At 71.4% G+C, this 26,621-nt stretch carries 24 protein-coding genes; 15 read left to right on the plus strand and 9 right to left on the minus strand.

Translation table 11 applies throughout. From position 1 onward, the window contains the following. Window positions 1-13 precede the first annotated feature (13 nt). Window positions 14-6,436 carry a thioester reductase domain-containing protein gene (locus ACIG36_RS19430; protein ID WP_399929011.1) on the plus strand — a complete coding sequence of 2,141 codons (6,423 nt, stop codon included), beginning with the start codon at window positions 14-16 and terminating at the stop codon, window positions 6,434-6,436. Window positions 6,437-6,609: 173 nt separating this feature from the next. Beyond that, window positions 6,610-7,377, plus strand: coding sequence for an SDR family NAD(P)-dependent oxidoreductase (locus tag ACIG36_RS19435; protein ID WP_399929014.1), 768 nt, complete (start codon window positions 6,610-6,612; stop codon window positions 7,375-7,377). Window positions 7,378-7,461: 84 nt separating this feature from the next. Here the strand turns inward: ACIG36_RS19435 and ACIG36_RS19440 are convergent, their stop codons facing one another. Beyond that, entirely contained in the window at window positions 7,462-8,430 is a 969-nt protein-coding gene (locus ACIG36_RS19440; RefSeq protein WP_399929017.1) for a ScbA/BarX family gamma-butyrolactone biosynthesis protein, read from the minus strand. Window positions 8,431-8,498: 68 nt separating this feature from the next. On the opposite strand from ACIG36_RS19440, the gene ACIG36_RS19445 reads away from it, so the two are divergent. Then, window positions 8,499-9,140 carry a ScbR family autoregulator-binding transcription factor gene (locus ACIG36_RS19445; RefSeq protein WP_399929020.1) on the plus strand — a complete coding sequence of 214 codons (642 nt, stop codon included), beginning with the start codon at window positions 8,499-8,501 and terminating at the stop codon, window positions 9,138-9,140. A 224-nt stretch (window positions 9,141-9,364) separates the two neighbouring features. Next, window positions 9,365-10,549 carry an IS701 family transposase gene (locus ACIG36_RS19450; protein ID WP_399929023.1) on the plus strand — a complete coding sequence of 395 codons (1,185 nt, stop codon included), beginning with the start codon at window positions 9,365-9,367 and terminating at the stop codon, window positions 10,547-10,549. A 65-nt stretch (window positions 10,550-10,614) separates the two neighbouring features. Here the strand turns inward: ACIG36_RS19450 and ACIG36_RS19455 are convergent, their stop codons facing one another. After that, window positions 10,615-11,112: a flavin reductase family protein gene (locus ACIG36_RS19455; protein ID WP_399929026.1), complete on the minus strand. Its 498-nt coding sequence runs from the start codon at window positions 11,110-11,112 to the stop codon at window positions 10,615-10,617. 231 nt (window positions 11,113-11,343) lie between these two features. On the opposite strand from ACIG36_RS19455, the gene ACIG36_RS19460 reads away from it, so the two are divergent. The 3 genes from ACIG36_RS19460 to ACIG36_RS19470 all read left to right on the plus strand — a co-directional run bounded on the left by ACIG36_RS19460 (window position 11,344) and on the right by ACIG36_RS19470 (window position 15,157). Continuing rightward, window positions 11,344-12,888 carry an acyl-CoA carboxylase subunit beta gene (locus ACIG36_RS19460; protein WP_399930060.1) on the plus strand — a complete coding sequence of 515 codons (1,545 nt, stop codon included), beginning with the start codon at window positions 11,344-11,346 and terminating at the stop codon, window positions 12,886-12,888. A 183-nt stretch (window positions 12,889-13,071) separates the two neighbouring features. Further along, a complete protein-coding gene (locus tag ACIG36_RS19465) occupies window positions 13,072-13,842 on the plus strand; it encodes a BTAD domain-containing putative transcriptional regulator (protein WP_399929029.1) in 771 nt (256 codons plus the stop codon). 139 nt (window positions 13,843-13,981) lie between these two features. Next, window positions 13,982-15,157 carry an acyl-CoA dehydrogenase family protein gene (locus ACIG36_RS19470; protein WP_399929032.1) on the plus strand — a complete coding sequence of 392 codons (1,176 nt, stop codon included), beginning with the start codon at window positions 13,982-13,984 and terminating at the stop codon, window positions 15,155-15,157. A gap of 278 nt (window positions 15,158-15,435) precedes the next feature. Here ACIG36_RS19470 and ACIG36_RS19475 read toward each other — a convergent pair whose 3' ends face one another. Then, complete coding sequence (locus ACIG36_RS19475; RefSeq protein ID WP_399929034.1) at window positions 15,436-16,017, minus strand: hypothetical protein; 582 nt, start codon at window positions 16,015-16,017, stop codon at window positions 15,436-15,438. Window positions 16,018-16,300: 283 nt separating this feature from the next. On the opposite strand from ACIG36_RS19475, the gene ACIG36_RS19480 reads away from it, so the two are divergent. The 4 genes from ACIG36_RS19480 (at window position 16,301) to ACIG36_RS19495 (ending at window position 21,002) form a co-directional block, all read left to right on the plus strand. Beyond that, window positions 16,301-17,476: an acyl-CoA dehydrogenase family protein gene (locus ACIG36_RS19480; protein ID WP_399929037.1), complete on the plus strand. Its 1,176-nt coding sequence runs from the start codon at window positions 16,301-16,303 to the stop codon at window positions 17,474-17,476. 235 nt (window positions 17,477-17,711) lie between these two features. Beyond that, entirely contained in the window at window positions 17,712-18,599 is an 888-nt protein-coding gene (locus ACIG36_RS19485; protein WP_399929040.1) for an NAD(P)-dependent oxidoreductase, read from the plus strand. A gap of 208 nt (window positions 18,600-18,807) precedes the next feature. Then, window positions 18,808-20,373, plus strand: a complete 1,566-nt coding sequence (locus tag ACIG36_RS19490; protein ID WP_399929043.1) for an MFS transporter — start codon at window positions 18,808-18,810, stop codon at window positions 20,371-20,373. Window positions 20,374-20,609: 236 nt separating this feature from the next. Next, window positions 20,610-21,002: an RDD family protein gene (locus ACIG36_RS19495; protein ID WP_399929045.1), complete on the plus strand. Its 393-nt coding sequence runs from the start codon at window positions 20,610-20,612 to the stop codon at window positions 21,000-21,002. A 10-nt stretch (window positions 21,003-21,012) separates the two neighbouring features. On the opposite strand, the gene ACIG36_RS19500 is transcribed toward ACIG36_RS19495, so the two are convergent. Genes ACIG36_RS19500 through ACIG36_RS19510 form a run of 3 tightly spaced genes read right to left on the minus strand, consistent with a single transcriptional unit; the run spans window position 21,013 to window position 22,174 of the window. Next, entirely contained in the window at window positions 21,013-21,231 is a 219-nt protein-coding gene (locus tag ACIG36_RS19500) for a DUF397 domain-containing protein (RefSeq protein ID WP_399929047.1), read from the minus strand. Then, window positions 21,198-21,395 carry a DUF397 domain-containing protein gene (locus tag ACIG36_RS19505; protein ID WP_399929050.1) on the minus strand — a complete coding sequence of 66 codons (198 nt, stop codon included), beginning with the start codon at window positions 21,393-21,395 and terminating at the stop codon, window positions 21,198-21,200. The genes ACIG36_RS19500 and ACIG36_RS19505 overlap by 34 nt, the downstream gene beginning before the upstream one ends. Then, a complete protein-coding gene (locus ACIG36_RS19510) occupies window positions 21,392-22,174 on the minus strand; it encodes a helix-turn-helix domain-containing protein (RefSeq protein WP_399929052.1) in 783 nt (260 codons plus the stop codon). Before ACIG36_RS19510 ends, ACIG36_RS19505 begins: the two co-directional genes overlap by 4 nt. 155 nt (window positions 22,175-22,329) lie before the next feature. Between ACIG36_RS19510 and ACIG36_RS19515 the strand changes: the two genes are divergently transcribed. From ACIG36_RS19515 to ACIG36_RS19525, 3 genes are read left to right on the plus strand one after another with little or no spacing between them, the layout of a single operon-like run. Beyond that, entirely contained in the window at window positions 22,330-22,668 is a 339-nt protein-coding gene (locus tag ACIG36_RS19515; protein ID WP_399929055.1) for a hypothetical protein, read from the plus strand. Continuing rightward, on the plus strand, window positions 22,665-22,979 hold the full coding sequence (locus ACIG36_RS19520) for a DUF6255 family natural product biosynthesis protein (protein ID WP_399929056.1): 315 nt from the start codon (window positions 22,665-22,667) through the stop codon (window positions 22,977-22,979). Before ACIG36_RS19515 ends, ACIG36_RS19520 begins: the two co-directional genes overlap by 4 nt. A 57-nt stretch (window positions 22,980-23,036) precedes the next feature. Next, window positions 23,037-23,249, plus strand: a complete 213-nt coding sequence (locus ACIG36_RS19525) for a DUF4287 domain-containing protein (RefSeq protein WP_399929059.1) — start codon at window positions 23,037-23,039, stop codon at window positions 23,247-23,249. A gap of 10 nt (window positions 23,250-23,259) precedes the next feature. On the opposite strand, the gene ACIG36_RS19530 is transcribed toward ACIG36_RS19525, so the two are convergent. Next, a complete protein-coding gene (locus ACIG36_RS19530) occupies window positions 23,260-23,850 on the minus strand; it encodes a GNAT family N-acetyltransferase (RefSeq protein ID WP_399929060.1) in 591 nt (196 codons plus the stop codon). A gap of 115 nt (window positions 23,851-23,965) precedes the next feature. After that, on the minus strand, window positions 23,966-24,634 hold the full coding sequence (locus tag ACIG36_RS19535) for a DUF4097 family beta strand repeat-containing protein (RefSeq protein ID WP_399929063.1): 669 nt from the start codon (window positions 24,632-24,634) through the stop codon (window positions 23,966-23,968). Between the two features lie 228 nt (window positions 24,635-24,862). Between ACIG36_RS19535 and ACIG36_RS19540 the strand changes: the two genes are divergently transcribed. Next, window positions 24,863-25,615: a helix-turn-helix domain-containing protein gene (locus ACIG36_RS19540; protein ID WP_399929066.1), complete on the plus strand. Its 753-nt coding sequence runs from the start codon at window positions 24,863-24,865 to the stop codon at window positions 25,613-25,615. A 28-nt stretch (window positions 25,616-25,643) separates the two neighbouring features. Here ACIG36_RS19540 and ACIG36_RS19545 read toward each other — a convergent pair whose 3' ends face one another. Beyond that, window positions 25,644-26,513 (minus strand): esterase/lipase family protein, encoded by an 870-nt coding sequence (locus ACIG36_RS19545; RefSeq protein WP_399929069.1) that lies wholly within the window; start codon window positions 26,511-26,513, stop codon window positions 25,644-25,646. Window positions 26,514-26,621: the final 108 nt, after the last annotated feature.

Below are 26,621 nucleotides of genomic sequence, written 5' to 3' on the forward strand. Positions count from 1 at the left end.
GAGACGATTCCCGATGTCCAACCCCAATGAAGAGAAGCTGGTCGAGTACCTCAAATGGGTGACGGCCGATCTGAAGAAGGCCCGTGCCCGCCTCGCCGAGCTCGAGGCGGGCGCCGAGGAGCCCGTCGCGATCGTCGGCATGGCCTGCCGCTTCCCCGGCGGCGTGGCCTCGCCCGACGACCTGTGGCGGATGGTGGAGGGCGGCGTGGACGGCATCTCGCCGTTCCCCACCGACCGCGGCTGGGACCTGGAGAAGCTCTACGACCCCGACCCGGCCACCCCCGGCACGTCCTACACCCGTGAGGGCGGGTTCCTCGACGGCGCCACCGAGTTCGACGCGGGCTTCTTCGGGATCTCCCCGCGCGAGGCGCAGGCGATGGACCCGCAGCAGCGGGTGCTGCTGGAGACCGCGTGGGAGACCTTCGAGCAGGCCGGCATCGACCCGGCCGGCCTGCGCGGCCGGAAGGTGGGCGTCTTCGCGGGCGTCATCGAGCAGAGCTACCTGGGCCTGGACGGCCCCGAGGAGTTCGAGGGCTACCTGCTGACGAGCAAGCTCAACAGCGTCGCCTCGGGCCGCATCGCCTACACCTTCGGCTTCGAGGGCCCGGCCCTGTCGGTCGACACCGCCTGCTCCTCGTCGCTGGTCGCCCTGCACCTGGCCGTGCAGTCGGTGCGCCAGGGCGAGTCGACGCTGGCGCTCGCGGGCGGCTCCACCGTGACGGCGACGCCGGGCGGCTTCGTCGACTTCTCCCGCCAGAGCGGCCTGGCCCCCGACGGCCGCATCAAGTCCTTCGCGGCGGCCGCCGACGGCACCTCGTGGTCCGAGGGCGTCGGCCTGGTCCTGGTCGAGAAGCTGTCGGACGCGCGGAAGAACGGCCACCGGGTGCTCGCCGTGATCCGCGGCTCGGCCGTGAACCAGGACGGCGCCTCCAACGGCCTGACGGCCCCCAACGGCCCCTCCCAGGAGCGGGTCATCCGCGACGCGCTGGCGAGCGCCCGGCTGACCACCAACGACGTCGACGTCGTCGAGGCGCACGGCACCGGCACGCGTCTGGGCGACCCCATCGAGGCGCAGGCCCTGCTGGCCACCTACGGCCAGGGCCGCCCCGAGGGCCGTCCCCTCTACCTGGGTTCGCTCAAGTCCAACATCGGCCACAGCGTCGCCGCGGCCGGCGTCGGCGGCGTCATCAAGATGATCCAGGCGATGCGCCACGGCGTGCTGCCCAGGACGCTGCACGTCGACGAGCCCACCCCGATGGTCGACTGGGAGTCCGGCGCCGTCGAACTCCTCACCGAGCAGCGGGACTGGCCCGAGACGGGCGCCCCGCGCCGCGCCGCGGTGTCCGCGTTCGGCGTCAGCGGCACCAACGCCCACCTGATCCTGGAGCAGGCCCCCGCCGAGGAGCCCACCCCGGCCCCGGCCGCGCCGGCCACCCCGCCCGTCCTGCCGTGGCTGCTGTCCGCGAGGAGCGCCGAGGCGCTGCGCGAGCAGGCCCGGCGGCTGCTGGAGCACGACGGCCGCTCCCCGCTGGACGTGGCGTACTCGCTGGCCACCTCCCGCTCCGCCCTCGAGCACCGCGCGGTCGTCACCGGCACGTCCGGCGACGAACTCGCCGCGGGGCTGCGGGCGCTGGCCGACGGCGAGCAGCACCCGGCCGTGGTGACGGGCACCCGCGCCACGGGCAGGACGGCCGTGCTGTTCACGGGCCAGGGCGCGCAGCGCGCCGGAATGGGCCGCGAGCTGTACGCGGCGTTCCCCGCCTTCGCGGCCGCCTTCGACGCGGTGGCCGCGGCGCTCGACCCGCTGCTGGAGCGTCCGCTGCGGGAGGTCGTCGACTCGGGCGAGGGCCTGGACGAGACGGGCTTCACCCAGCCCGCGCTGTTCGCCGTCGAGGTCGCCCTCTACCGGCTCGTCGAATCCTGGGGAGTGCGCCCCGACTACCTGGCCGGGCACTCGATCGGTGAGATCGCCGCGGCCCACGTGGCCGGCGTGTTCTCCCTCGAGGACGCCGCCAAGCTCGTCGCCGCACGAGGCCGCCTCATGCAGGCACTGCCCGCCGGCGGCGCCATGATCGCCGTCCAGGCCACCGAGGACGAAGTCCTCCCCCTCCTCGAAGGCCGCACCGACGAGGTCGCGATCGCCGCCGTCAACGGGCCCGCGTCCGTCGTCATCGCCGGCGTGGAGGGCCCCGCCCTGGAGATCGCGGACAAGCTGCGCGAGCAGGGCCGCAAGACCAAGCGGCTCACCGTCTCCCACGCCTTCCACTCCCCCCTCATGCAGCCCATGCTCCCCGACTTCCGCAAGGTCGCCGAGAGCCTGACGTACCACCAGCCGACCGTCCCCATCGTCTCCACCCTCACCGGCACCCTCGCCGACCCGGCGCAGCTGTGCACCGCCGACTACTGGGTGCGCCATGTGCGCGAGGCCGTGCGCTTCGCCGACGCCGTGCGCACCCTGGCCGGCCACGGGGTGACGGCCTTCGCCGAGGCGGGCCCGGACGGCGTGCTCACCGCCCTCGCCCAGGACACCCTGGAGCAGGCGGGCACCGCCGTGGCCCTGCTGCGCCGCGGCCGGGAGGAGGCGGCCACCCTGGTCGCGGGTCTCGGCCAGTTGCACAACCACGGCGTGGCCGTGGACTGGCGGGCGTTCTTCGAGGGCACCGGCGCCCGCCGGGTGGACCTGCCCACCTACGCCTTCCAGCGCCGCCGGTTCTGGGTCGAGTCGGCGTCCGCCGGGGCCGACGCCGCGGGTCTCGGCCTCGCGCCCACCGGCCACCCGCTGCTGGGCGCGGCCCTGCCGGTCGCCGGCGGGGACGAGGCCCTGTTCACCGGACGGGTCTCGCTGCGCACCCACCCCTGGCTCGAGGGCCACCGCGTGCTGGGCACCGCCGTCCTGCCGCCGGCCGCCCTGGTGGAGCTGGCCGTCCGCGCCGGCGACGACCTCGGCGCCGACACCCTGCACGAGCTGACCGTCGACGCGCCCCTGGCCCTGCCGGAGTCCGGCGCCGTCCAGCTGCAGGTCCAGGTGGCCCCGCGGGACGCGGACGGCCGCCGTGCCGTCACCCTGCACGCCCGGCCCGACGGCCTCGACGTGCCCTGGACGCGCCACGCCCACGGCGTGCTCGGCACGGACGGCGCCGACGAGCCCTTCGACCTGGCCGCCTGGCCGCCGGAGGGCGCGAGCGCGCACCCCCTCGACGAGGACGCCGCCGCCCGCGGCCTGACGGCCCTGTGGCTCCACGGCGAGGAGGTGTACGCCGAGGTCCGCCTGCCCGAGGGCGCCGACCCGGCCGGCTTCGGCCTGCACCCGGCGCTGCTGGAGGCGGCCCTGCGCGCCGCCCTGGCCGCGGCCGGCCGTACGGACGGCGACGTGGCCGGCCGGTGGAGCGGTGTGCGGCTGCACGCCACCGGCGCCACGGCACTGCGCGTGCGGATGACGCCGGCCGCCGACGGCACCCTGGCGCTGCGCCTGGCCGACCTGAGCGGACAGCCGGTGGCCTCCGTCGCCGCGCTCACCACCCGCCCGGTCACCGCCGCCGGCCTGACCGGCGCGCTGGCCCGCCACCACGACGCCCTCTTCCACATGGCGTGGACGCCCGTCGCCCTGCCCGAGCCCCGGACGGAGCTCGCGTGGGCGGTCATCGGTGACGCGACGGCCGAAGGGCCGCGCCTGACCGGCCCGTCCGCCGTCGCCGAGGCCGTCGCGGCCGGACGCCGCTACGACGCGGTGTTGCTGCGGCCCTCCGCCGGGCCCGAGGGCGACCTGCCCGGTGCCGACCTGCCCACCACGGTGCACTCCACCGCGCGGCGCACGCTGGCCCTGGTCCAGGAGTGGCTGGCCGACGACCGGCTGGCCGGCATCCCGCTGGTGGTGGCCACCTCGGGCGCCCTGGCCACCTCGGACGAGTACGTCCCGGACCTGGCCGGCGCCACCGTGTGGGGCCTGCTGCGCTCGGCGCAGTCCGAGCACGCCGGCCGCATCGTCCTCGTGGACGCCGACGCCGAGGCGGCATCGGACACACTCCTCGCCCGGATTGCCGTCTCCGGCGAGCCGCAGGCGGCCGTGCGCGGCGACGACGTGCTCGTCCCCCGCCTGGCCCGCGCCGAGGAGGCGGCCCCCGGGGCCGCCGGCACCGGCTCGTGGAACCCCGACGGCACCGTCCTGATCACCGGCGGCACCGGCAGCCTGGGCGTGCTCTTCGCCCGGCACCTGATCACCGAGCACAAGGTGCGCCGCCTGCTGCTCACCAGCCGCCGCGGCCCGGCGGCCCCGGGCGCCGAGGAGACCGTCGCCGAACTGACGGCGCTGGGCGCCGAGGTGACCCTCGCCGCGTGCGACGTCACCGACCGCGACGCGCTCGCCGCGCTGCTGGCGGCCGTGCCCACCGAGCACCCGCTGACGGCCGTCGTGCACACCGCCGGTGTGCTGGACGACGGGCTGATCACCGCCCTGACACCCGAGCGGCTGGCCGCCGTGCTGCGCCCCAAGGTGGACGCGGCCTGGCACCTGCACGAGCTCACCCGCGACCTCGGCCTGTCGGCGTTCGTGCTGTTCTCCTCGATCGCCGGTGTCGTCGGCGGACCGGGCCAGTCCAACTACGCGGCCGCCAACGTCTTCCTCGACGCCCTGGCCCAGCACCGCGCCGCCCAGGGCCTGCCCGCCACCTCGGTGGCGTGGGGCCTGTGGGAGCAGGACGGCGGCATGAGCGGCCACCTGGACGACACCGACCTCCGGCGGATCGCGCGCAGCGGCTTCCGCCCGGTCACCGCCGCCCAGGGCCCCGCGCTGCTGGACGTCACCCTCGCCCTGCCGCACGCCGCCGTCACCGCCACCCCGCTGGACCTCGCGCCGCTGCGCGAGGCACCCGACCGGGCGCCCGTCGTGCTGAGCGCGCTGGTGCGCACCCCGGTCCGGCGCGCGGCCCGCAACTCCGAGGCGGCACAGGGCTCGCTCGCCGAGCGGCTGGCCGGGCTGGCGGAGGACGACCGGCGGCAGGCCGTGCTGGAGCTGGTGCTGGCCGAGATCGCCGGGGTGCTCGGGCACTCCGGGGCGTCCGGTATCGGCGCCGAGCAGTCCTTCGCCTCGCTCGGCTTCGACTCGCTCACCTCGGTCGAGCTGCGCAACCGGCTGGGGACGGCCACCGGCGTCAAGCTCCCGGCGACCGTGGTGTTCGACCACCCCACCCCGGCGGGGCTGGCCGGCTTCCTGCACACCGAGGCGCTGGCCGACACCGCCGGTTCCGGTGCCCCGGCGCCGGCCGGGGTGGACTTCGCCGCCGAGGTGACGCTCGCCGACGACATCCGCCCGGCGGCGGAGGTCGTCCGCACGGCCGGCGACCCCGGGCACGTCCTGCTGACCGGCGCGACCGGCTTCCTGGGGGCGTTCCTGCTGCGCGACCTGATGCGCACCACCTCGGCGCGCATCACCTGCCTGGTGCGCGGCGGCGACGAGGCGGACGCGCTGGCGCGGCTGCGCGCCAACATGGAGTACTACCGGGTGTGGGACGAGGTCGACCCCGGCCGGCTGCACATCGTCCTGGGCGACCTGGCCGAGCCCGGACTGGGCCTGGCCGCGGAGGTCTTCGACGAGCTGGCCCGCACGGTCGACGTGGTCTACCACAACGGCGCCCGCGTGCACTGGCTCCACCCGTACTCGGCGCTCAAGGCGGCCAACGTCCTGGGCACGGAGGAAGTGCTGCGGCTCGCCGCCCGGCACCGGACGGTGCCCGTCCACTACGTCTCGACGGTGGGCGTCTTCAACGGCGTGCTCGAGGAGGGCGTGCCGCTGAAGGTCACCGACGCGACCGGCCCGGCCGAGGCCCTGCCGAGCGGCTACCTGCAGAGCAAGTGGGTCGCGGAGCAGCTCATCGGGCTGGCCCGGGACCGCGGGCTGCCGGTGTCGGTCTACCGGGTCGACGTGATCTCGGGCGACCAGGTCAACGGCGCCTGCCAGACGGCCGACTTCGTCTGGCTGAGCCTCAAGGGCCTGCTGCAGGCGGGTGCCGTGCCCACGACGAGCGGCGGCCGCTTCCACCTGCTGCCGGTGGACTACGTCAGTGCCGCGATCCTGGGCATCTCCCGGCGGAAGGAGGGCGCGGGGGACACGTTCCACCTGTTCAACCAGAGCTCGCTGAGCCTGGGGACGTGCGTGGAGTACCTGCGCGAACTCGGCTACTCGCTGGGTGAGCTGGACTGGTCGACGTGGAGCGCGGCGGTGAAGGCCGACCGTGAGAACGCGCTGTACCCGCTGCTGCACGCCTTCGAGATGATGACGTCGGACACCGACGCCTTCTACCCGCCGATCGGCACGGACGAGACGGAGGCGGCGCTCGAGGGGACGGGCATCTCGTGCCCGGAGTTGACGCGCGAGCTCTTCGAGAAGTACGTCGCCTTCTTCGTGGAGGCCGGCCACTTCCCGGCCCCCGCGGCCGGCTGAGCGAGGACGCGCGTGGGGCCGGACGGGCTGATTCCGGTCCGTCCGGCCCCACGTGAGGACCACTTGGGCCCGGCTCGAGGACCACTTGGGCCCGGCTCGAGGGCCGCTTGGGCCCTGCTTGAGGGCCGCTTGAGCCCGGCCCGAAACGATCAAGCCCTGACACACTCGGGATCATGACGAACTATCGGCTTCTCGCAGGCAAGGTTGCGTTCATCACCGGCGCGAGCAGCGGCATCGGGGCCGCCGCCGCCCGCGTCTTCTCCCGGGAGGGGGCGGCCGTCGTCCTCACCGCCCGCCGCGAGGACCGCCTCGCCGAACTGACCCGGCAGCTGCGCGAGGCGGGCGCCGAGGCCTCCTACGTCGTCGCCGACGTCACCCGCCCCGAGGACGCGCGGCGCGCCGTGGCGTTCGCCGTCGAGCGCCACGGCCGCCTGGACGCCGCCTTCAACAACGCCGGCATCGGCGGCGACCGCACCCCGCTGCACCTGATGGGCGACGACGTCTACGACACCGTCATGGACACCAATGTCCGGGGGGTGTGGAACTGCCTGCGCCCCGAGATCGCCGCGATGCTCGCCGGCGGCGGCGGGACGATCGTCAACAACAGCAGCGTCGCCGGGCTCGTGGCCATCCCGTCCGCCGCCCCCTATCTGGCCGCCAAGCACGCGGTGGTGGGCCTGACCCGGGCCGCGGCCGACGAGTACGCCCGCCAGGGCATCCGGGTCAACGCCGTGGCCCCCGGCATCACCCGCAGCGAGATCACGGCCGACTGGTTCGGGCGCAACCCGGGCCTGGAGGAGATGGTGCACGCGATGACGCCGCAGGGGCGCACGGCCGAGCCGGAGGAGATAGCCGAGACGGCGGCCTGGCTGCTCAGCGACCGCTCACCGTTCCTGACCGGCGCGGTGGTGCCGGTGGACGGCGGCTTCGTCAACCAGTGAGGCGACGGCACCGGTGAGCCGACGGCCGGCGGGCCGGCGGCCGTGCGGCGCCGGATCGCGTGCGCAGCCGGATCCCGTGCGGCGTCAGCCGGCCGGCGTCAGCCCGACCCGGAAGGCCGTCCGGCCGTGCTGCAGGCCGGTGACCTCGACGCGGCCGGGCAGCACGGCCGCCTCCAGCAGGCAGGGCGCGTCGAACTCGACGTACCGCTGGTAGGAGGTGGTCACCTCGGTGACCACCAGGGCGCCTCCCGCCCCGGTGGCCACCCGGGCCGCCTGATGCGCGGCGGCGAGCAGGGTCAGGCCGGGGACGTGGTCGACGGGGTGGTCGAACTGGGCCGTGTTGGCGCTGTCGCAGCGCAGCCGCCAGCGCCCGGGGCGGTCGCCCGCCGCCAGGAGGACCTCGGCGGGCGCGACGCAGCCGACCGCGGCCGGCTCCAGGGGCGGCGGAAGCTCCCAGGCGCCCCAGTCGACGACGAAGTGCTCGCCGCGCAGCCGCCGGTAGACGCCGGGGGAAATCCACGCCTGTCGGGACTCGGCCCGGACGACCGTGTGGTCGCCCTGCCGGACCGTGAATTCCATGAATCCGGAACCGGTTATTCGTTCACCGCGCATGCCCGGTGGTGAACTCCGGACGTCGACCGTGAGCTGGAGCGGCCCATTCCGTTGTGCGGGATACGGGGAAAGCGTAGGTGCGATGGAGAGGTCGAGAACCCGAAAGAGGGATTGATAGTCGAGCGGAACATTGAACTCCGCGTGAGAAATGGCAAGTCCGCACTGTCGTACGGTCTGTGCGGCGAGCACGGGGTCGGGCCGGTGACCGGCCACGGCGGCGGGCCACCGGACGGCGCACGTGAATTCGACGGGCCCCCGGCGCACCCAGTCGCTGACGAGTACGGCCGACTCGTCCCGAAGATGCACGAATTCCTTGGCTACTCCACCCCCTGGCGCCCCCGCCGATTTCGGAATTGCGGCTTCCAGCGTGCAGGATTGCTGCAACGTTACGGACACGGTCCCCCCTGGGATGCCGGCGTGTACGTCTGAGTGATCAGGCACTGGACGCCAAAGATACCTACCGATCAGTACATTTCAAGGGGGGTCGGCTGAACAGAAGGAGGGGTTTCGTGGCGCAGCAGGAGCGTGCGATCCGGACCCGGCAGGCGATTCTCGAAGCCGCCGGAAAAGTCTTCGACGAGTGCGGCTACGAAGCGGCCACCATTGCCCAGATCCTCGCACGGGCCGAAGTGACAAGAGGCGCACTGTACTTCCATTTCGGTTCCAAGGAAGATCTGGCCCGCGGGGTCCTCGATCAGGCGGTGACGACGGAAGGCGTCCTTCCGCAACAGTTCAGGCTGCAGGAACTGGTCGACGCCTCGCTGCTGCTGGCCCACCGGCTGCCGAGGGAGCCGCTGCTGCGGGCGGGCCTGCGGCTGTCGGTCGACCAGCGGGCGCGCTCGCTGTTCGGCACCAAGTGGCCCGACTGGATCAGCGTCGCCGCCGGGCTGCTGGCCGAGGCACGCGCCAATGGCGAGATCCTGCCGCACGTGGAACCCGAGGAGACCGCCCGGCTCCTGGTGGGTGCCTGGACGGGGGTGCAACTGGTCGCGGAGGCCGTTCCGCGGCGCGGGGAGCTGATCGAGGAGATCTGCGCGCTGTTCCGGCTGCTGCTGCCGAACATCGCCGTCCCCGGCGTCCTGGCCAGGCTCGACGTCGCCCCGGACCGCCCGCTGCGGCTGGCCGGGGCCGAGGTCCCGGCCCGTAATTGAGCCGCCCGGCTGGGCCGTTCGGACTACCCCCGTCCGGGTGCACCAACGACACGCTAAACCGATCGTATGGTTTATTTACAGTGGTCTCCTCGGCGGGGCGGTTCCGCCCCACTTGAGGAGACTTCTCCCTGCCTCGGGACAGGCGCGGAACGCATAACCAACGGACCTCACGGATCAGCATGCGCACGTAGACCGGCCCGCCGGCCGAAGTTCAAGGGGGATTGATGGCAGCGTCGGACATCGGCCCACGGGGCCTGACAACGGCAAGCGGAGACGCGGACGACGACGGGGACGCGGTACTGGCGGACCTGTGCGCCGAGCTCTTCGCCTCGCTCCAGCGCAGCGACCAGCGCCTGCGGGCCGAGCAGTACGTGCGCGGCCTGCTGATGGCCGAGGGCCGCAAGACCCTGCGCAACATCGCGGACCAGATCGGCGGCGGAACGGCCCAGCAGAGCGTCCACCACTTCATCAGCGACTCGTCCTGGGAGTGGGGCCCGGTCCGCCAGGCGCTGCTGCGCCGCGCCGAGGACCTGCTCGCCCCCCAGGCCTGGGTGGTACGGCCCACCGTCATCCCCAAGGCGGGGGTGCACTCGGTGGGGGTGGAACCGCGCTTCCTGCCGGAGCTGGGCCAGACCGTCAACAGCCAGCAGGCGTACGGCGCCTGGCTGGTCTCCGAGCGGGCCGCCGTCCCCGTGGACTGGCGGCTGCAGCTGACGGAGAGCTGGCTGGCGGACCCGGTGCGCCGCCGCCGGGCCAACATCCCGGCCTGGCTGCGCTCCATCGCTCCCGAGGAGTGCGCGAGCCAGGTGGTGCCGCGCGCCGCGGCCGACGGGCCCCGGCGGCTGCCGGTGATCGTCAACGCGGAGGGGCTCGACGCCGCCGCGACCGTCCACCACCTCGACGGACTCGGCGCGCCGCTGATCGTCCGGGCCGATCCCACGACGCGCCTGAAGGCGGACGGCGCCCTCCTGCAGGGCTACAGCGACCGGGCGACGACCGCCGGGCAGCTGGTGGAGTCCATGCGACGCCTGCGCCGGCCCGCCGACTGGGCGCGCGCGGTGGTGACGTCGGTCCCCGTGCTGCTGCCGGGGGCGGAGACCTGGCGGCCCATGCGGCTGCTGGGCGAATGGCGCGGCACCGACCACCGGCAGGCACGGCTGTGGCTGACCGACGCGGGCCCCGAACAGCCGACGGGAGCGCTGCTGCGGCTGGCCCGCCTGGCGCGGGTCGCCGACCGCGACGCGGCGCGGATCGCCGACCAGGTCGGGATCCGCGACTTCGTCGGCCGGTCCTTCCAGGGCTGGCACCGCCATGTGACGCTGGCGTCCGTGGCACACCTCGCCGTGGTCATGGCGGGCGCCGAGGACTTCCCGGCGACCCGGGCGGCGGCGACCGGTACCGCGGCGTGAGGCCGGCGACAGTGAGGCCGACGACGTGCGGTCCGGCGGGCGGTGCGGCGGGCGTGCGGGTGCCGTCAGCCCTGACCGACGGCGGTCAGCTCGTGGAAGCCCCGCTGGAAGTACACCAGCGGCTCGCCCTCGCCCTCGTGGGCGTCGTGGACCTCGCCGATCAGGATCAGGTGGTCGCCGCCCGGTATCCGGCGCTCGGTGCGGCACTCCAGGCGCGCCAGCGCCCCCGGCAGGACGGGCTGGCCGGCGGCCGAGAGGGTCACGCCGGTGCCCGCGAACTTGTCCGCGCCCTTGCTGGCGAAGCGCCCCGCCAGCTCTTGCTGGCCCTGGGCGAGGAGGTGGATGACGAAGCCCTCCGACTGGTCGAAGGCGTCGAAGCAGTTCGCCTTGTTGTCCAGGCACACCAGCACCAGGGCGGGGTCCAGGGACACGGAGGAGAACGCGCTGGCCGTGAAGCCGTGGCTCTGCCCGGCGGCATCGCGCGTGGTCACCACAGTGACGCCGCTGGCCCAGTGGGAGAGTGCGGCGCGGAACAGGTCAGGGGAAATCGTCTCTGTGAGCACGGCCCAAGCCTGCGTCGTGGCACTCGAGTTGGGATCGAGGCACGGGTGAGATCCGGTGGAGTCCGGCCCAGGCGAAAGTCCAGCCCGTTTCGAGCCGCTCTATAGCGCGGCTCGCCACCCTGGGGGCGCCGAGCGCCACCGTAGGACCGGGGCGTTCCCGACCCGAGAGAGGCCCGCGTGAGCATCGTCGAGGACCAGTCGCCGACCGCAGCCCCGGGAGCCCCGGCCGACATGAACGGCCGCGTGGCGGAGCTCGCCGATCTGCGCGAGCGGATCCTCGAGGGGCCCAGCGCCAAGGCGACCGAGGCCCAGAAGGCCAAGGGCAAGCTTACGGCGCGCGAGCGCCTCGAGCTCCTGTTCGACAAGGGCACGTTCACCGAGACCGAGGCCTTCCGGCGGCACCGCGCCACCGGCTTCGGCCTGGAGGAGAAGAAGCCGTACACCGACGGCGTCATCACCGGCTGGGGCGAGGTGGACGGCCGTACCGTCTTCGCCTACGCGCACGACTTCCGCATCTTCGGCGGGGCCCTCGGCGAGGCGCACGCCCAGAAGATCCACAAGCTGATGGACCTGGCCGAGACCGCCGGGGCGCCCATCGTGGGCCTGTGCGACGGCGCGGGCGCCCGCATCCAGGAGGGCGTCACCGCGCTGGCCGGCTACGGCGGCATCTTCCAGCGCAACGTCCGCAACTCCGGTGTGCTGCCCCAGATCAGCGTCATCATGGGCCCCTGCGCGGGCGGCGCCGCCTACTCCCCCGCGCTCACCGACTTCGTCTTCATGGTGCGCGGCACCTCCCAGATGTTCATCACCGGCCCGGACGTGGTGCAGGCGGTCACCGGCGAGCAGATCACCCAGGAGGGCCTGGGCGGCGCCGACGTCCACGCCGAGACCTCCGGCGTGGCCCACTTCGCCTACGACGACGAGGAGGCGGCCCTGGAGGACGTCCGCCACCTGCTCTCGCTGCTGCCCGCCAACAACCGCGAGATGCCGCCCTCCGAGCCCGTGCACGACCCGGCGGACCGGCGCACCGACCGCCTCCTCGACCTGGTGCCGGCCGACGGCAACCGGCCGTACGACATGCGCGCCGTCATCGAGGAGATTGTCGACGACGGCGACCACTTCGAGGTCCACGAGCGCTGGGCGCCCAACATCATCTGCACCCTGGCCCGGATGGGCGGCGAGGTCGTCGGCATCGTCGCCAACCAGCCGCAGCGGCTGGCCGGGGTGCTCGACATCGAGTCCTCGGAGAAGGCCGCCCGCTTCGTCCAGATGTGCGACGCCTTCAACATCCCGCTGGTCACCCTGGTCGACGTGCCCGGCTTCCTGCCCGGCGTCGACCAGGAGCACGGCGGCGTCATCCGGCACGGCGCCAAGCTGCTCTACGCCTACTGCAACGCCACCGTGCCCCGGATCTCCCTGGTCCTGCGCAAGGCCTACGGCGGCGCGTACATCGTGATGGACTCCCGCTCGATCGGCGTGGACCTCGCCCTGGCCTGGCCCACCAACGAGATCGCGGTGATGGGCGCCGAGGGCGCCGCCAACGTGGTCTTCCGCCGCGAGATCGCCGCCTCGGACGACCCGGAGGCCACCCGGCAGGCCCGCATCGCCGAGTACCGCGAGCAGTTGATGCACCCGTACTACGCCGCCGAGCGCGGCCTGGTCGACGACGTCATCGACCCCGCCCTGACCCGCACCGCCCTGATCGACGCGCTCACCATGCTGCGCAGCAAGCACGCCGCCCTGCCCGCCCGCAAGCACGGCAACCAGCCGCAGTGACGGGGGCGTGTGACGGTTCCATGAACGGAGCAAGTGTTGACGGTAAAAATACTTACCGTTAGGTAACCTGACACTCTTGGGTCCTTACGGTGTGAATCCACACCGGACATGCCTAGTGTCTGAATCACCCTTTCAGGTGATCGGCGCGGGGGTATCGGGGCGCCGGGAACAGGAGTGTGGACAGTGAGGTTCAACCTCATCGGGCCGTTCGAGATCGTGGCCGAAGACGGCAGAACGTACGTGCCCAGCACTCCAAAGGTCTGTCAGGCCCTGGCACTTCTGCTGACCCGGCCGAACGAGATCGTCACCGCCGACGCGCTGATCCAGGAGCTGTGGGGCCAGAAGCCGCCGCGCAGCGCCCTGACCACGCTGCAGACGTACATCTACCACGCCCGGCGGATGTTCATCGGCGAGGACCTGGCCCCGTCGGGCCGGGTCCTGCTGGCGACCCGCGCGCCGGGCTACGTCATCCAGGTCGACGACAGCGAGGTCGACATCAAGGTCTTCGAGCAGCTGGTGGCGCGCGGCCACGAGGACCTGCAGAACGACGACCCCGAGTCGGCCGTGCTCCACCTCAACCAGGCGCTCGGGCTGTGGCGCGGGCCGGTGCTCTCCAGCATCCCCTCCGGGGACCTTCTGGCCGGCTCCATCGCCCACCTCGAGGAACTGCGCATCCGCGCCCTGGAGTTGCGCATCGAGGGGCAGACCCGGCTCGGCCGGCAGCGCGAGTCCATACCCGAGCTGCGGCTGCTCGTCCACGCCTACCCGCTCAACGAGTGGTTCCACGGCCGGCTCATCTCCGCCCTGCACGCCGCGGGCCGCCGCGCGGAGGCGCTGCAGGCCTACCAGAACCTCTACCGCATCCTCAACGACGAGCTGGGGCTGGAGCCCTCGCCCGAGCTGCAGCGACTGCAGCACGAGGTGCTCAACCCGGAGCACTCGCTGACCGGCTGAGCGCCGCGTCGGCACCCCGCGACGAAGGCCACCGGTACGGTCGGTTCCAATTACCGCAGCATGACCGGGGATTGGCCGGGCAAAGTCACCGCGTCAGTATCGTTGGTCGATGAAACTGGACTGACGAGGAGCCCTTTCCATGGCCACGAATGGCGACCTGGCATCCATTCTGGATGCGGTGAAGAACATTGTTCCGACCCTCCGCAAGAACGGCTTCGAGGCCGAGGAACGGCGCTGGATCCCGGACGAGAACATCAAGCTCCTCGAAGAGGCCGGCGTCTTCCGGATGGCCGTTCCCAAGCGGTACGGCGGCCTCGAGATGTCGCAGGGCGACCAGGCCAAGGTCATCGCCGAGATCTCCCGCGCCTGCCCCTCCACCGGCTGGGTCACCATGGTCTGGATGACCAGCACCTGGTGCGCAACCCTCTACTCGGACAAGGCCCAGGAGGAGATCTTCGCCAACACCGACACCCGGATCTCCATCGTCTTCGCGCCGACCGGCACCCTCACCCCCGTCGAGGGCGGCTACCGCCTCAACGGCACCTACCGCTTCAACACCGGCTGCCGCGGCGCCCAGTGGAACTTCGCCGCCGCCATCGTGGAGCACCCGGACGGCAGCCACGAGGAGGTCATGGCCATCGTTCCGATGGACAAGATGACCATCGAGGACGACTGGGACGTCTCCTCCGGAGCCGGCACCGGCAGCGCCACCACCCACGCCAAGGACGTCTTCATCCCCAAGCACCACACCGTGGACTACGGCGAGGTCATGGTCGGCGCCACCGGCGACCGCTCCAACACCGGCGCCACCGGCCGCAACTACGGCCTGCTCGCCTACATCCTCTCCGAGGTGACCGCGGTGTTCCTCGGCATCGCGCAGGGCGCCTACGAGCTCTTCGTCGAGCGCCTGCCGGGACGCGGCATCACCTACACCAACTGGACGGACCAGAAGCTCCACCCGCTCACCCAGATCCAGGTGGCCACCGCCCGCAACAAGATCGACGCGGCCGTGTCCCTCTCCGAGCGCTGGATCGAGGTCCTCCAGAAGCGCGCGGACGCCGGCGAGCAGCCCACCGACGAGGAGAAGGCGATCATCCGCGGCCAGACGGCCTTCGCCACCCAGCTGTCCAAGGAGGCCGTGGAGATCCTCTACAGCGCCAGCGGTGGCTCCGTCATCAAGCGGAGCGTCGACCTGCAGCGCTTCCACCGCGACATCCAGGGCTTCTCCCTGCACGCGCTGGCCCAGCTGAACGCCAACCTCGAGGTGCAGGGCCGGGTGCTGCTCGGCATGGACCCCGAGACCGACTTCCTCTAGGAAGGCCCGGGTCCGGCCCCCACCCGGACCCGCCGCGGAATTCCGCCCGCTTCCCCCACCGGGAGACCCGGAAAAGGCCCGGACCGCCGTCGGCGGTCCGGGCCTGATCCCGGGGGACGGAAAAGTGGTCTGCCCCCGATTTACGCAGCTGCGCGACGTCCGGGCAAGTACCCACTTGAAAGTGCCCACTTACCCGGAGGTGCGTACCGAAAGGTCACGTGTCGCGGGCCGAAAGGCCGAATGTGCCGGGACCGGGCGGTCGGACGGGCGGCCGCGCGTCAGCGGACGGTGCCGTCCCAGCGCCAGCCCACGCGGCGCTCGAGGCCCGGCAGCGCGATGCGGCCGGTGCACCACAGCAGCGTCTCGGCGGCGCCGAAGCCGGTGGGGGCGTCCGGGAAGAGGCGCTCGACCACCGGGGCGCACAGCTCGTCCGACGGGGTCCAGTCGATGCCCAGGGTCAGCGCGATGTCACGGCTGTGGACGACCATCTCGAGCACGCCCATCGCGGCGAAGCCGGGGCCGTCGGAGTGCCCGTAGGGGTGCCAGGCGCGGACCTCGGGGGCGGCGTCGCGGACGGTGGTGGACAGCAGCCGGCCCGCGATGCGGATGCCCTCCAGGGCGGCCGGGACGGGCGCGTGGGAGTCGATCGAGGAGAAGAGCGTGATGTAGCGGTCGGTCGGCTGGGCGATCAGCAGACCCGCGTAACCCACCACGCCGAGCGCGATGTGCGAAAGGGTCTCACGACAGTTCCAGTCCAGTTCGGTCGCCCTGCGGGACCAGTTCTGGTCGGCGCCCTTCAGCAGAACGGCGGTGCTTTCGTCGGCGGCGGCGGTCACAAGTTCGGGCCAAGAGATCGTCATGCAACGGATGTTGCCACACTGTGAACCGGCCTCCGGTCATGGGCGACGCATTCCACTGTGCGGCCCGCCGCGATCGGTCATCGCCCGTCCACCGGACGGTAATCGGCCGGTAATTGGCCCGTGGCGAACGTCTCGCGGGGACGGATTACTGCCGCATTACCGCGCGTGCTCGGCACCGTGACACCCACTCAGTATGGTTTTCGGGCACCGTGAGCGGAGTGCCTTGAGGCTATTACGCGCATCGTTCATGGCCGACGGAACCGGACTGACGAGGAGCCTTTGCATGGCCACGAATGAGGATCTGGCATCCGTGCTGGATGCAGTGAAAAGCATCGTTCCGACGCTCCGGAAGAACGGTGTCGAGGCCGAGGACCGGCGCTGGATCCCGGACGAGAACATCCAGCTTCTCGAAAAGGCCGGTGTCTTCCGGATGGCCGTGCCGAAGCGCTTCGGCGGCCTCGAGCTCTCCGTGGCCGACATGGCGAAGGTGGTCACCGAGATCGCCCGCGGATGTCCGTCCTCCGCCTGGGTGACCATGATCTGGGTCACCAGCACCTGGACCGCCTCCCTCTACCCGGACAAGGCCCAGGAGGAGATCTTCGCGGGCGACTCCGTCCGCATCTCCAGCGCCTTCGCCCCCACCGGCACCGCCGTGCCGGTCGAGGGCGGCTACCGCCTCAACGGCACCTGGCACTTCAACTCCGGCTGCCGCGGCGCCGAGTGGAACTTCACCGCGGCCATGGTGGAGCGCCCCGACGGCACGCACCAGGAGATCATGGCCGTCGTCCCGATGAGCGAGATGACGATCACCGACGACTGGGACGTCTCCTCCGGATCCGGTACCGGCAGCGCGACGACCCACGCCAAGGACGTCTTCATCCCCGCGCACCACGCGGTGGACTACGAGGAGGTCATGACGGCTGCCACCGGCGACCGCTCCAACACCGGTGCCACCGGCCGCAACTACGGCCTGCTGAGCTTCGTCATGTCCATCTGCGCCGCCGTCTTCACCGGCATCGCGGAGGGCGCCTACGAGCTGTTCCTCGAGCGCCTGCCGGGACGCGGCATCACGTACACCAACTGGACCGACCAGAAGCTCCACCCGCTCACCCAGATCCAGGTGTCCACCGCCCGCAACAAGATCGACGCGGCCGCGTCGATGGCGCCCCGCTGGCTGGACGTGCTCCAGTCGCGCGCCGACGCCGGCGAGCAGCCCACGGACGCGGAGAAGGCGATCGTCCGCGGCCAGACCGCGTTCGCGGCACAGCTGGCCAAGGAGGCGGTGGAGATCCTCTACAGCGCCAGCGGTGGCTCCGTCATCAAGCGGAGCGTCGACCTGCAGCGCTTCCACCGCGACATCCAGGGCTTCACGCTGCACGCCTTCGCCCAGCTGAACGCCAACCTCGAGCTGCAGGGCCGGGTACTGCTCGGCCTGGAGCCGGGCACCGACTTCCTGTAGGCGGCCCCCCGGCCCGCGGGGCCGGGCTTGCCGGCCGGCCCGTCATCGGGGCCGGTCGGCGGGAATAGAACGACCCTTACCAAGCGGTAAGTACCCACTTTGAAGTGGGTACTTGTCGCACATGAATTCCGTCAGTCAATCTACGAACGTGAGCGCCGGCCGCGGGAACCGCAAGGCCTGATCCGAATCCATGGCGCCCGTACACGTAGCAAGCAATTTCTCTGGAGGCACAGTTATGGGCGACAACCGCGCCCCGGTGACCGTCATCGGACTCGGCCTGATGGGTCAGGCGCTTGCCGCCGCGTTCCTCAAGGGCGGCCACCCGACGACCGTGTGGAACCGTTCGGCCGGCAAGGCCGAGCAGCTCGTCAAGGACGGCGCCGTCCTCGCGGCCACCCCGGCCGAGGCGGTCGCGGCCAGCGAGCTGCTGATCGTCTGCCTGTCGACGTACGAGAACATGGACTCCGTCCTCGAGGGCCAGGACGAGGCCCTCAAGGGCAAGATCCTGGTCAACCTGACCTCCGGTTCCTCGGACCAGGCCCGCGCCACCGCCGAGCGCTTCGCCGGCCTGGGCGTGACGTACCTGGACGGCGCCATCATGATCACGCCCCCCGGCATCGGCGCCGAGAGCTCCGTGCTCTTCTACGCCGGTGACGAGGAGGTCTTCAAGGCCCACGAGGCCACCCTGAAGCTGCTCGGCGGCAACACCACCTACCTCGGCACCGACCACGGCCTGCCGGCCCTGTACGACGTGTCGCTGCTCGGCCTGATGTGGGGCACCCTGAACGCCTTCCTGCACGGCGTCGCGGTCGTCGGCACCGCCAATGTCGAGGCCAAGGCGTTCCTGCCCTGGGCCCACGGCTGGCTCGACGCCATCAAGGGCTTCACGGCCGACTACGCCAACCAGATCGACCTGGGCGACGGCAAGTTCGTCCCCACCGACGCCACGCTCGAGACCCACCTCGAGGCCCTCAAGCACCTGGTGCACGAGAGCGAGCACCTGGGCGTCGACGCGGAGCTGCCGCGCTACTCGCAGAACCTGATGGAGAAGATGATCGAGCAGGGCCACGCGAAGAACAGCTACGCGGCCATGGTCAAGGCTTTCCAGAAGCCGTCGGCGTAACCCCCGGCCGCACGGCACCACGGAAGGGCCCGTCCCGCGGACACCCCGCGGGCCGGGCCCTTCGCCGTGCCGTCACCGTGGCCTCACCGTGGCCCTCGCCGTGCCCTCACCGGCTCTACGGAACACCGCAATCCGGAAGTTGCCGGCCCCGGATCGCCGCCAAGACGATGAGGCGTTCCGAGGCCGACGACGAGAGGCACGAACGACCATGACGACCGCCGATGCGGCCCCCCGCGCCGGGCGCCGGGAGTGGACCGCGCTGGCCGTGCTGTCCCTGCCCACGATGCTGCTGATGCTGGACATCAACGTCCTCATCCTGGCGCTGCCGCACCTCAGCGCCGACATGGGCGCCTCCGCCACCCAGCAGCTGTGGATCACCGACATCTACGGGTTCATGATCGCCGGCCTGCTGGTCACCATGGGCACCCTCGGCGACCGCATCGGCCGCCGCAGGCTCCTGCTCACCGGCGTGGCCGCGTTCGGCCTCGCCTCCGCGCTGGCCGCCTACGCGCCGAACCCCGAGCTGCTGATCGTGGCGCGCGCGGTGCTGGGCGTCGCGGGCGCGACGGTGATGCCGTCGACGCTGGCGCTGATCAGCAACATCTTCAAGGACCCCCGGCAGATGGGCGTCGCGATCTCGGTGTGGGCGACCGCGATGATGGGCGGCGTCGCGCTCGGCCCGGCCGTCGGCGGGCTGCTGCTGGGCTCCTTCTGGTGGGGCTCGGTGTTCCTGCTGGCCGTGCCCGTGATGCTGCTGGTCCTGCTGACCGGCCCGGCCCTCCTCCCCGAGAGCCGCGACGAGAACGCCGGCCGCCTGGACCTGGCCAGCGTGGGCCTGTCGCTGGCCACCGTGCTGCCGGTGATCTACGGGCTGAAGGAGCTCGCGCGCGACGGCTGGGACGTCCTGCCGGCCCTGGCCGTGGGGCTGGGAGCGGCGGTCGGCGCGGCGTTCGTCGTCCGCCAGCGCCGCCTGGCCGACCCGCTGCTGGACCTGCGGCTGTTCGGGGACCGGGCGTTCACGGCGGCGCTGATGGTCGGCACGCTCAACGCGGTCATCATGGGCGGCGTCGGGCTGATGGTCTCCCTGTTCCTGCAGACGATCGCGGGGCTGAGCCCGCTGCGGGCGGGCCTGTGGCTGCTGATCCCGGCGGTGACGCTGGTCGTAGGCGTGAATGTGACGCCCATGGTGCAACGCCGCGTACGCCCCGGCGTGATCCTCGCGGGCGGCCTGCTGATTGCGGCCGCCGGCCAGCTGCTCCTGACCCGGGCCGGCGCGGACGGCGGACTGGCCCTGGTCATCACGGCCGCCGCCCTCGTCTACTTCGGCGCCAGCCCGGTGGGTTCCCTGACGACCAACCTCGTCCTGGCCTCGGCCCCGCCGGAGAAGGCGGGCTCGGCGTCGTCGCTGTCGGCGACGGGCGGCGAGTTCGGCGTGGCCCTGGGCATCGCGGGCCTGGGCAGCCTGGGCACCGCGGTGTACGGGTCCGAGGTGACAGTGCCCGCCGCGGTGACCGCCGGGGACGCACCGGAGGCCCGCGAGTCCATCTCCGGCGCCCTGGCGGTGGCCGACCGCCTGCCGGCGGAGGCCGCCGACACGTTGCTGGAGTCGGCCCGCTCGGCCTTCACCTCGGGCCTGCACGCGGTGGCCCTGACCTGCGCGGTCCTGTCGGTGGGCCTGGCGGTACTGACGGCAATCAGACTGCGGCATGTGGAGCCGACGGACGGGCATGAGGGGGCGGGGCACACGGAGGGGGCGGTGCAGCAGGGCGGGTGAGGGGGGCGGGCTGTACTTACTCAGGAACCAACCTGAGAACCAGCCGTCACAGTCGTGGGGCAGGATGACCCCCCGTGATCGACTACCAGCACCAGCAGCCACAGCAGCCTCACCCGTACGCGCAGCCGTACCAGGCCCCGTACGGGCACCCGCAGCCTCACCCTCACCCTCACCCGTCCCCGTATGCGCATCCGCAGCCGCCGGCCGTCCCGGAGCCGGCGAGTGATGAGCGCCGCATGCTGGCCGCCACGGTCGACGGCGCCATCGCGCTCTTCGCCGGTCTCAAGCTGGCCCTGCTGTTCGCGGGCGACAAGAGTGGCGGCATCTTCTTTGCCTACCTGGCCGGGTGGATACTCGGTGTGTCCTTCATCCACCATGTGCTGGGGGCCGTGGTGTTCCGGACGACCGTGGGCAAGTTCCTGCTCGTCATGCGCGTGGTACGCGACGCCGACGCCGGGCGCCCCCACTTCTGGCAGGCCGTGGGCCGCTGGCTCCGCGGCCTGACCTGGCTGCCGATGCAGCCACTGCGAAGCCTGTTCGGGGCGGAGGGCGAACCGTACGAGGACGCGTGCGGCCTGCGGTACGTACGCGTCAGGGACCTGCGGCGCGTGAACGGTTCCGGCGCCTGACCTGGCCGAATCAGTGCCGCAGAGTGTCAACGAACGTGGCCCACGTCGAGGGGCGAAGGGCCAGGGCCGGGCCGTGAGGGCTCTTGCTGTCCCGGACGCGGACGACGGAAGAAGACGCGTCGTCGACTTCGAGGCAGTCGCCGTTGTCAGGACCGCTGTGGCTGGACTTCCGCCACGTGGCGGGCTCAGGGCGAGTCAACGTCGGAGCGTGGCGACGAACGTGGACCACGTCGACGCTGCAAGCATCAGGACCGGTCCGTCGAGGGTCTTCGAGTCCCGTATGCGGACCACGCTGGGTATGTTGTCCGCGACTTCGACACAGTTCGCATCGCCCCCATTGCTGTAGCTGCTCTTGCGCCATTCGGTCCCGGTCGGGTCAACGGTGGTCATCATGATGTGCTCTCCTCCATGAGGTGCTGGATGAACGCCAGTGATTCCGGGGGTGCGAGCGCCATGTCCCGTACGCGATCGTAGGACAGTCGCAGCTGGGCGACCTCGTTCGGGCCATCGACCAACTCACCGGACTTGCTGCCTTCGAGATAGGCGACGCACTGCCCATCCGGAAGCCACAGCAAGGACAATGATCCGCTCATGAGATCGTGCACCCCTGCCTCGAACGGCAGAACCTGAATCACCATGTGCGGCGATGAAGCCGAGCCCACGATGTGGGCGAGCTGATGTCGCCACGTCTTCCGATCGGCGGCCGGTCGCCGCAACGCGGCCTCGTCGAGAATGATCCGGACGTTCGGTGGCGGCTCTCGGTGCAGGAGCTCCTGCCTGCCCATTCGAGCCGCTACCTGATCTTCCAGATCGTCGCTTCCACCGACTGATGGTGGACTCGAGGACAGCACCACCCGCGCGTAGTCCTCAGTCTGCAGAAGGCCCGGGATGGCCAGCATGTACTTGTGCATGATGGCGGCCTTCGCCTCGTACTGCATGAACTCCTTGTACTGGTCCATGAAGACTTCCTGCCGCGCCAGCCTCCACAGGCGGGTCAGAAGGCCACCGGTCTTGTAGACGCTGTCCAGCGCTTCCATGACGGGAAGCTGGGAGAGGCGTTCGCCCGTCTCGAGACGGTGCAGGTAAGTGCGGTCGTACGAGGTGTCCTCCGACAGCTGTGCCAGCGACTTACCGGACTCTTCCCGCAAGCGCCGGAGCTCGAAGGCAAGCACCCATCGAGCGGAGTCATCGCTTTCGGACGGACGTTCTGACATCTCAACTCCCCTTTGTTGTCGCGCAGTCAGGCAACAGCCCCCCTCTGTCGGAGCGTAGTCCCGCACCGCGACCCTGTGCGTACAGCCAGTGAAAGACCTTCGAAGGGGACACCGTGCACGACAGGCCACAGCAGGATCCGACACCCGAGGTGATGACCTACCGCGAGGGCTCGTACGTCATCGACACGCGTAGCGGGACGTTGGCCCAGGTGATGGGGATCGTGGGGCCTCGGGTGCAGTTGAGGCACCCGGGGGGTGGGCGGGAGTGGGAGGTGCCGCCGAAGTGGTTGCGGCTGGCGTCGCGTGCGGAGCGGGAGGCGGCCGTGGGGTGCGCGGAGTGTGTGGTGTTGCGGACTGCTCAGCGGCGGGCTGTGGATGGTGGGGAGAAGTGGGCGGCCGTGGAGGCGACGGTCGCGGTGCGGCGGCATGTGCGGGAGGTGCACGGGTGGTGAGCGCTGCTCGTAACTGCCCGCATCATGCGGGGTGGTCGCGGGGCGCGGACGGCGCCTGGCGTTGTGATCGGTGCGGGACGCGTCGGTTCGACGATTACGGGGCTCTCCGGCCCCCGGGGCTGCCGGAAACGATCAAGCCGAGCCCTGCCGCGCTGCCGGCAAGGGACCGGGCGGCAGCCCGGTTCGTGGCGGAGCGGTTGCCGCGTGGCATCCGGTGGGGGCGGAAGGAGGCGGATCTGCCCAGGCCGTCGTGGTCGCCGTTGCGGCGGCGCACGTGCCGGGCTGCGCCCGCGGCCCGCTTCGCGACCTGACGCGCGCACCCGGTGAGACCGGGCCGCGTTGTCAGTGGTGGGTGGCATGCTGCGGCCATGACTGAAACCGTGAAAGGCCCTGCCAGTTACTTTCCGTCGATCGAGAAGAAGTACGGTCGGCCGATAGCCGAGTGGAAAGAACTCATCCGTACTTCGCCCCTGAGCAAGCACATGGAGCTGGTCGGCTGGCTCAAGGCCGAGCACGGTCTGGGGCACGGCCACGCCAACGCCCTCGTCGCCCATACCCTCGCGGAGGACAGCGGAAGGTAGACACCTCCGGTCAATGGCCGGACAGGCGGAGGAGCAGGCTGGGGCAGTGGCAAGGGCGGCCGCATTGGGGGCAGGAGTGGTCGCCGGTTGTTGTGGCCGGTAGCCAGTAGTCGTGGAGGACGGTGACCGGCCGCCAGCCGAGAGCCTGAAGCAGGCCGTCGCTGCGGCCCTGCCCGTTGTGCAGCCAGGAAATCACGTATGCCTCGGTGCACCGCTCTCGCAGCCACTCGGTGCGGTATGCGGCAAGGGCGCTGCCGAGGCCGCGTCCGCGCATCGGCGCCGTCACGGCCATGGCGTTCAGCCGCCCGATCCGGCGGTCGCCGGCTGAGGGCGGGGCGGCGGGGAGGGTGCCCGGCGGCATGGGGGCGACGAGCTCGCGGTAGCCGTCGTCGTCCAGCACACGGGCCGTCGCCATGCCCACCAGCGCAGAAGGCTCTCCCGCGTATGCGGTCAGGAAGAGCAGCTTCCCGCCGCGGAGATCTTCAAGGACCTGTTCGGCGGCGAACATGCCACGCCCCAGGATGGCGTCGGCCAGGCGGCAGGCGTCCGTCACGGCCTGCCGGTCGTGCGGTCCGAGTTCGGCGATGTCCCAGTCGGTCATGCCGTCACTGTCTCGCGCACGCCCGGCGATATCGGTTCCAGCGAGTAGCGCGTCGGGACCCCGCGCCGCGTGCCGTCGGCGGGCCCCACACGGGCCCGTCGGTCCGGCATCGTCTTCAGAGACTGCGGGCCGCGATGTCGCCGTAGGCCGTGGTCGCGTGGATGTTCAGGTCGACGGTGCCGCCCGTGTTCTTGAGCGCGTTGTGGATGCGGCCGTAGCTGGTGCCGGCGTCCAGCGCGGCGGAGACTCCGGCGGCGGCGCCGACCGAGATCTGGCCGTGCTCGGTGCGCAGCGCGACCGTGCCGCGTACCGCCTCGGCGACGTGGATGTCGCCCTTCTGGGTGCTGATCTCCGCGGGCCCGCCCAGGCGGCCGACCGAGACGTCGCCGGCCATGAGGGTGAGCGTGGCGCTCGCGGTCTCGTCGAGCTTGACCGAGGCCTGCGCGGCATCGAAGTCGACGTCGCCGAGGCGTCCGACGCCCCGGAGTTCGGCGCTGGCCGCCTTCGCCTCGACGCGGGAGCCGGCGGGCAACTGGACGGTCACCTCGAGGGATCCGCAGTTGCCGAGGATCCGGTTCTTCGCCGCCGGAGCCTCGATCCGCAGGACGCCGTCGCCGTACGCGACCGTGACCTGCTCCGCCGCCTTCACGTCGCGGCTCTTCGAGGCGTCCGCGGGCAGCACCTCGACCGTGGTGTCGGCCCGGTCGGCGGCGATGAACCGGATGCGTCCCGCGGGGATGTTGAGGACGGCGGAGATCGGGGAGAGGGTGTCGAACTTCTGCATCGTACTGTCCTTCGGTTCGTTGTTTCCGACGAGAGAAACGCTACGTTGCCTTCACCTATCAAGCAACGTTCTCGTTGCGTCAGTTCAGCATTCTTGCAGGTCAACGAGGTTTAATCATTGCAACAACCTTGTCCGTTAACGCAACAGCAGCCGCCTGTTCGTTGCAATGAAATGAGCGTGAACGCTATGTTGGGGAACCTGAGGAGTACTCACGCAAAGGAGACCGCTATGCCGGGCGGCAGGCTCACCCAGCAGGAACGTCAGCAGATCGCGCTGGGACTGACCGACGGTCTCGCCTACGCGGAGATCGCCAGGCGCCTCGACCGTCCCACCTCGACGGTCACGCGCGAGGTCATGCGCAACGGCGGCCCCACCGCCTACCGCGCCGAGTTGGCCCACCGCGCCACCGAACGCCGCGCCCGGCGCCGCCGGCAGGCCGCGCCCCGGGCGGCGGAGGCGCCCCCGCAGGCCCACGGGCGCGACGCCGAGGCCGTGGGCGCCTACGAGGAGACGTTCACCACCGTCCTCATGGCTTCGGGCATGCCCGCGATGACGGCCCGGGTGATGGCCTGCCTCACGCTCACCGACGCCGGCAGTCTCACGGCGTCCGAACTCGCCCAGCGCCTTCAGGTCAGCCCGGCGTCCATCTCCAAAGCGATCGCGTTCCTCGAGAGCCAGGCCTTCGTCCGCCGGGAACGCGACGAACGCCGCCGCGAGCGCTACATCGTCGACGACGACGTCTGGTACCAATCGATGATGGCCAGCGCCCGGTCCATCGCCCAGGTCGTCGAGATCGCACGGCAGGGCGTGGGCGTCCTCGGCTCCGGCACCCCGGCCGCCACCCGCCTCGAGAGCATCGCCCGCTTCCTCGACTTCGTCTCCGAGAGCACCATCCGCGCGGCGGAACAGGCCCGCGAGGTCCTCTACACCAAACCCGGAACGACCTCGGGCGCCCCTGCCGAGCCGGGTTCGGACCGGTAGGGACGCCCGTAGGGACTGCGGCGTCGCGTCAGCTCAGGACCGACTTGCAGGTGGTGGGCTCGGCGTTGGCCGGGTCGAGGAGACCCGCGACCTTGTGGACGACGATGCGGTCGATGCTGCCGATCGCGATGTGCTCGGAGAGGTCGAGCGGGCAGAGGTCCTGCAGCAGGATGTTGCGGACGTTCGGGCCCGACAGGAAGTTCGTGCCGTGCGGCGTGACGATCTGGTCGTACTTGGTGGCGATGACCGAGTACTCGACACCGGGCATGGTGTCGGGGACGGAGTTGAGACGCTTGAGGAACTCGGAACCGAGGGCCTGGTCGGTGAGGCCCTGGGCCATCCCCCCGAGTGCCTTGCGGGCGCCCGGGACGCTGTCCATCAGCTTGGTCAGGCCCATCATGGTCGTGCCGTGGCTGGAAGGGGCGAGGCCGATCAGGTGGTTGACCTTGCCCGCGCCGCCCAGGAAGTTGATGTAGTAGCGCGGCATCATGCCGCCCTGCGAGTGGCCGACCATGTCCACCTTCTCGACACCGGTGGACTCGCGCACCTTGTCGACGAAGACGGAGAGCTCCTCGGCCGACTTGGCGATCGGGCCGAGGCCGTAGAGGACCGGCACGCCGGGCAGCTTGCCGTAGTCGAGGGAGAAGACGCAGTAGCCGCGCTTGACCAGGTAGGGCGCCATCACGAGCCAGTTGTCGACGGAGTTGCCGAGCGTGCCGTGGACCAGGACGACGGGGCGCGGATGGGCGGCGGAGGGCTTGCAGGTGAAGTCGTTCCAGCCGCTGCTGACCGTTGCGGGGCGGTCAGCGGCCGAGGCGGCGGAGCCGACGGCCAATAACAGGGCGAGAGCGGATAAAACGGAGCAGGCAAGGCGGAAGGATCTACGGATTCCAGACATGAAGACCTCGTACATCTCGTACATGGGGCGGACAGCCGACACCGGCGCACGACCTGTCCGGTCGTGCGCTGAAAGCCGTTCACATGGGTGCGAGTAAGATCACCGAAA

It is taken from the genome of Streptomyces sp. NPDC053048 (assembly GCF_044547045.1).
GTDB lineage: Bacteria > Actinomycetota > Actinomycetes > Streptomycetales > Streptomycetaceae > Streptomyces.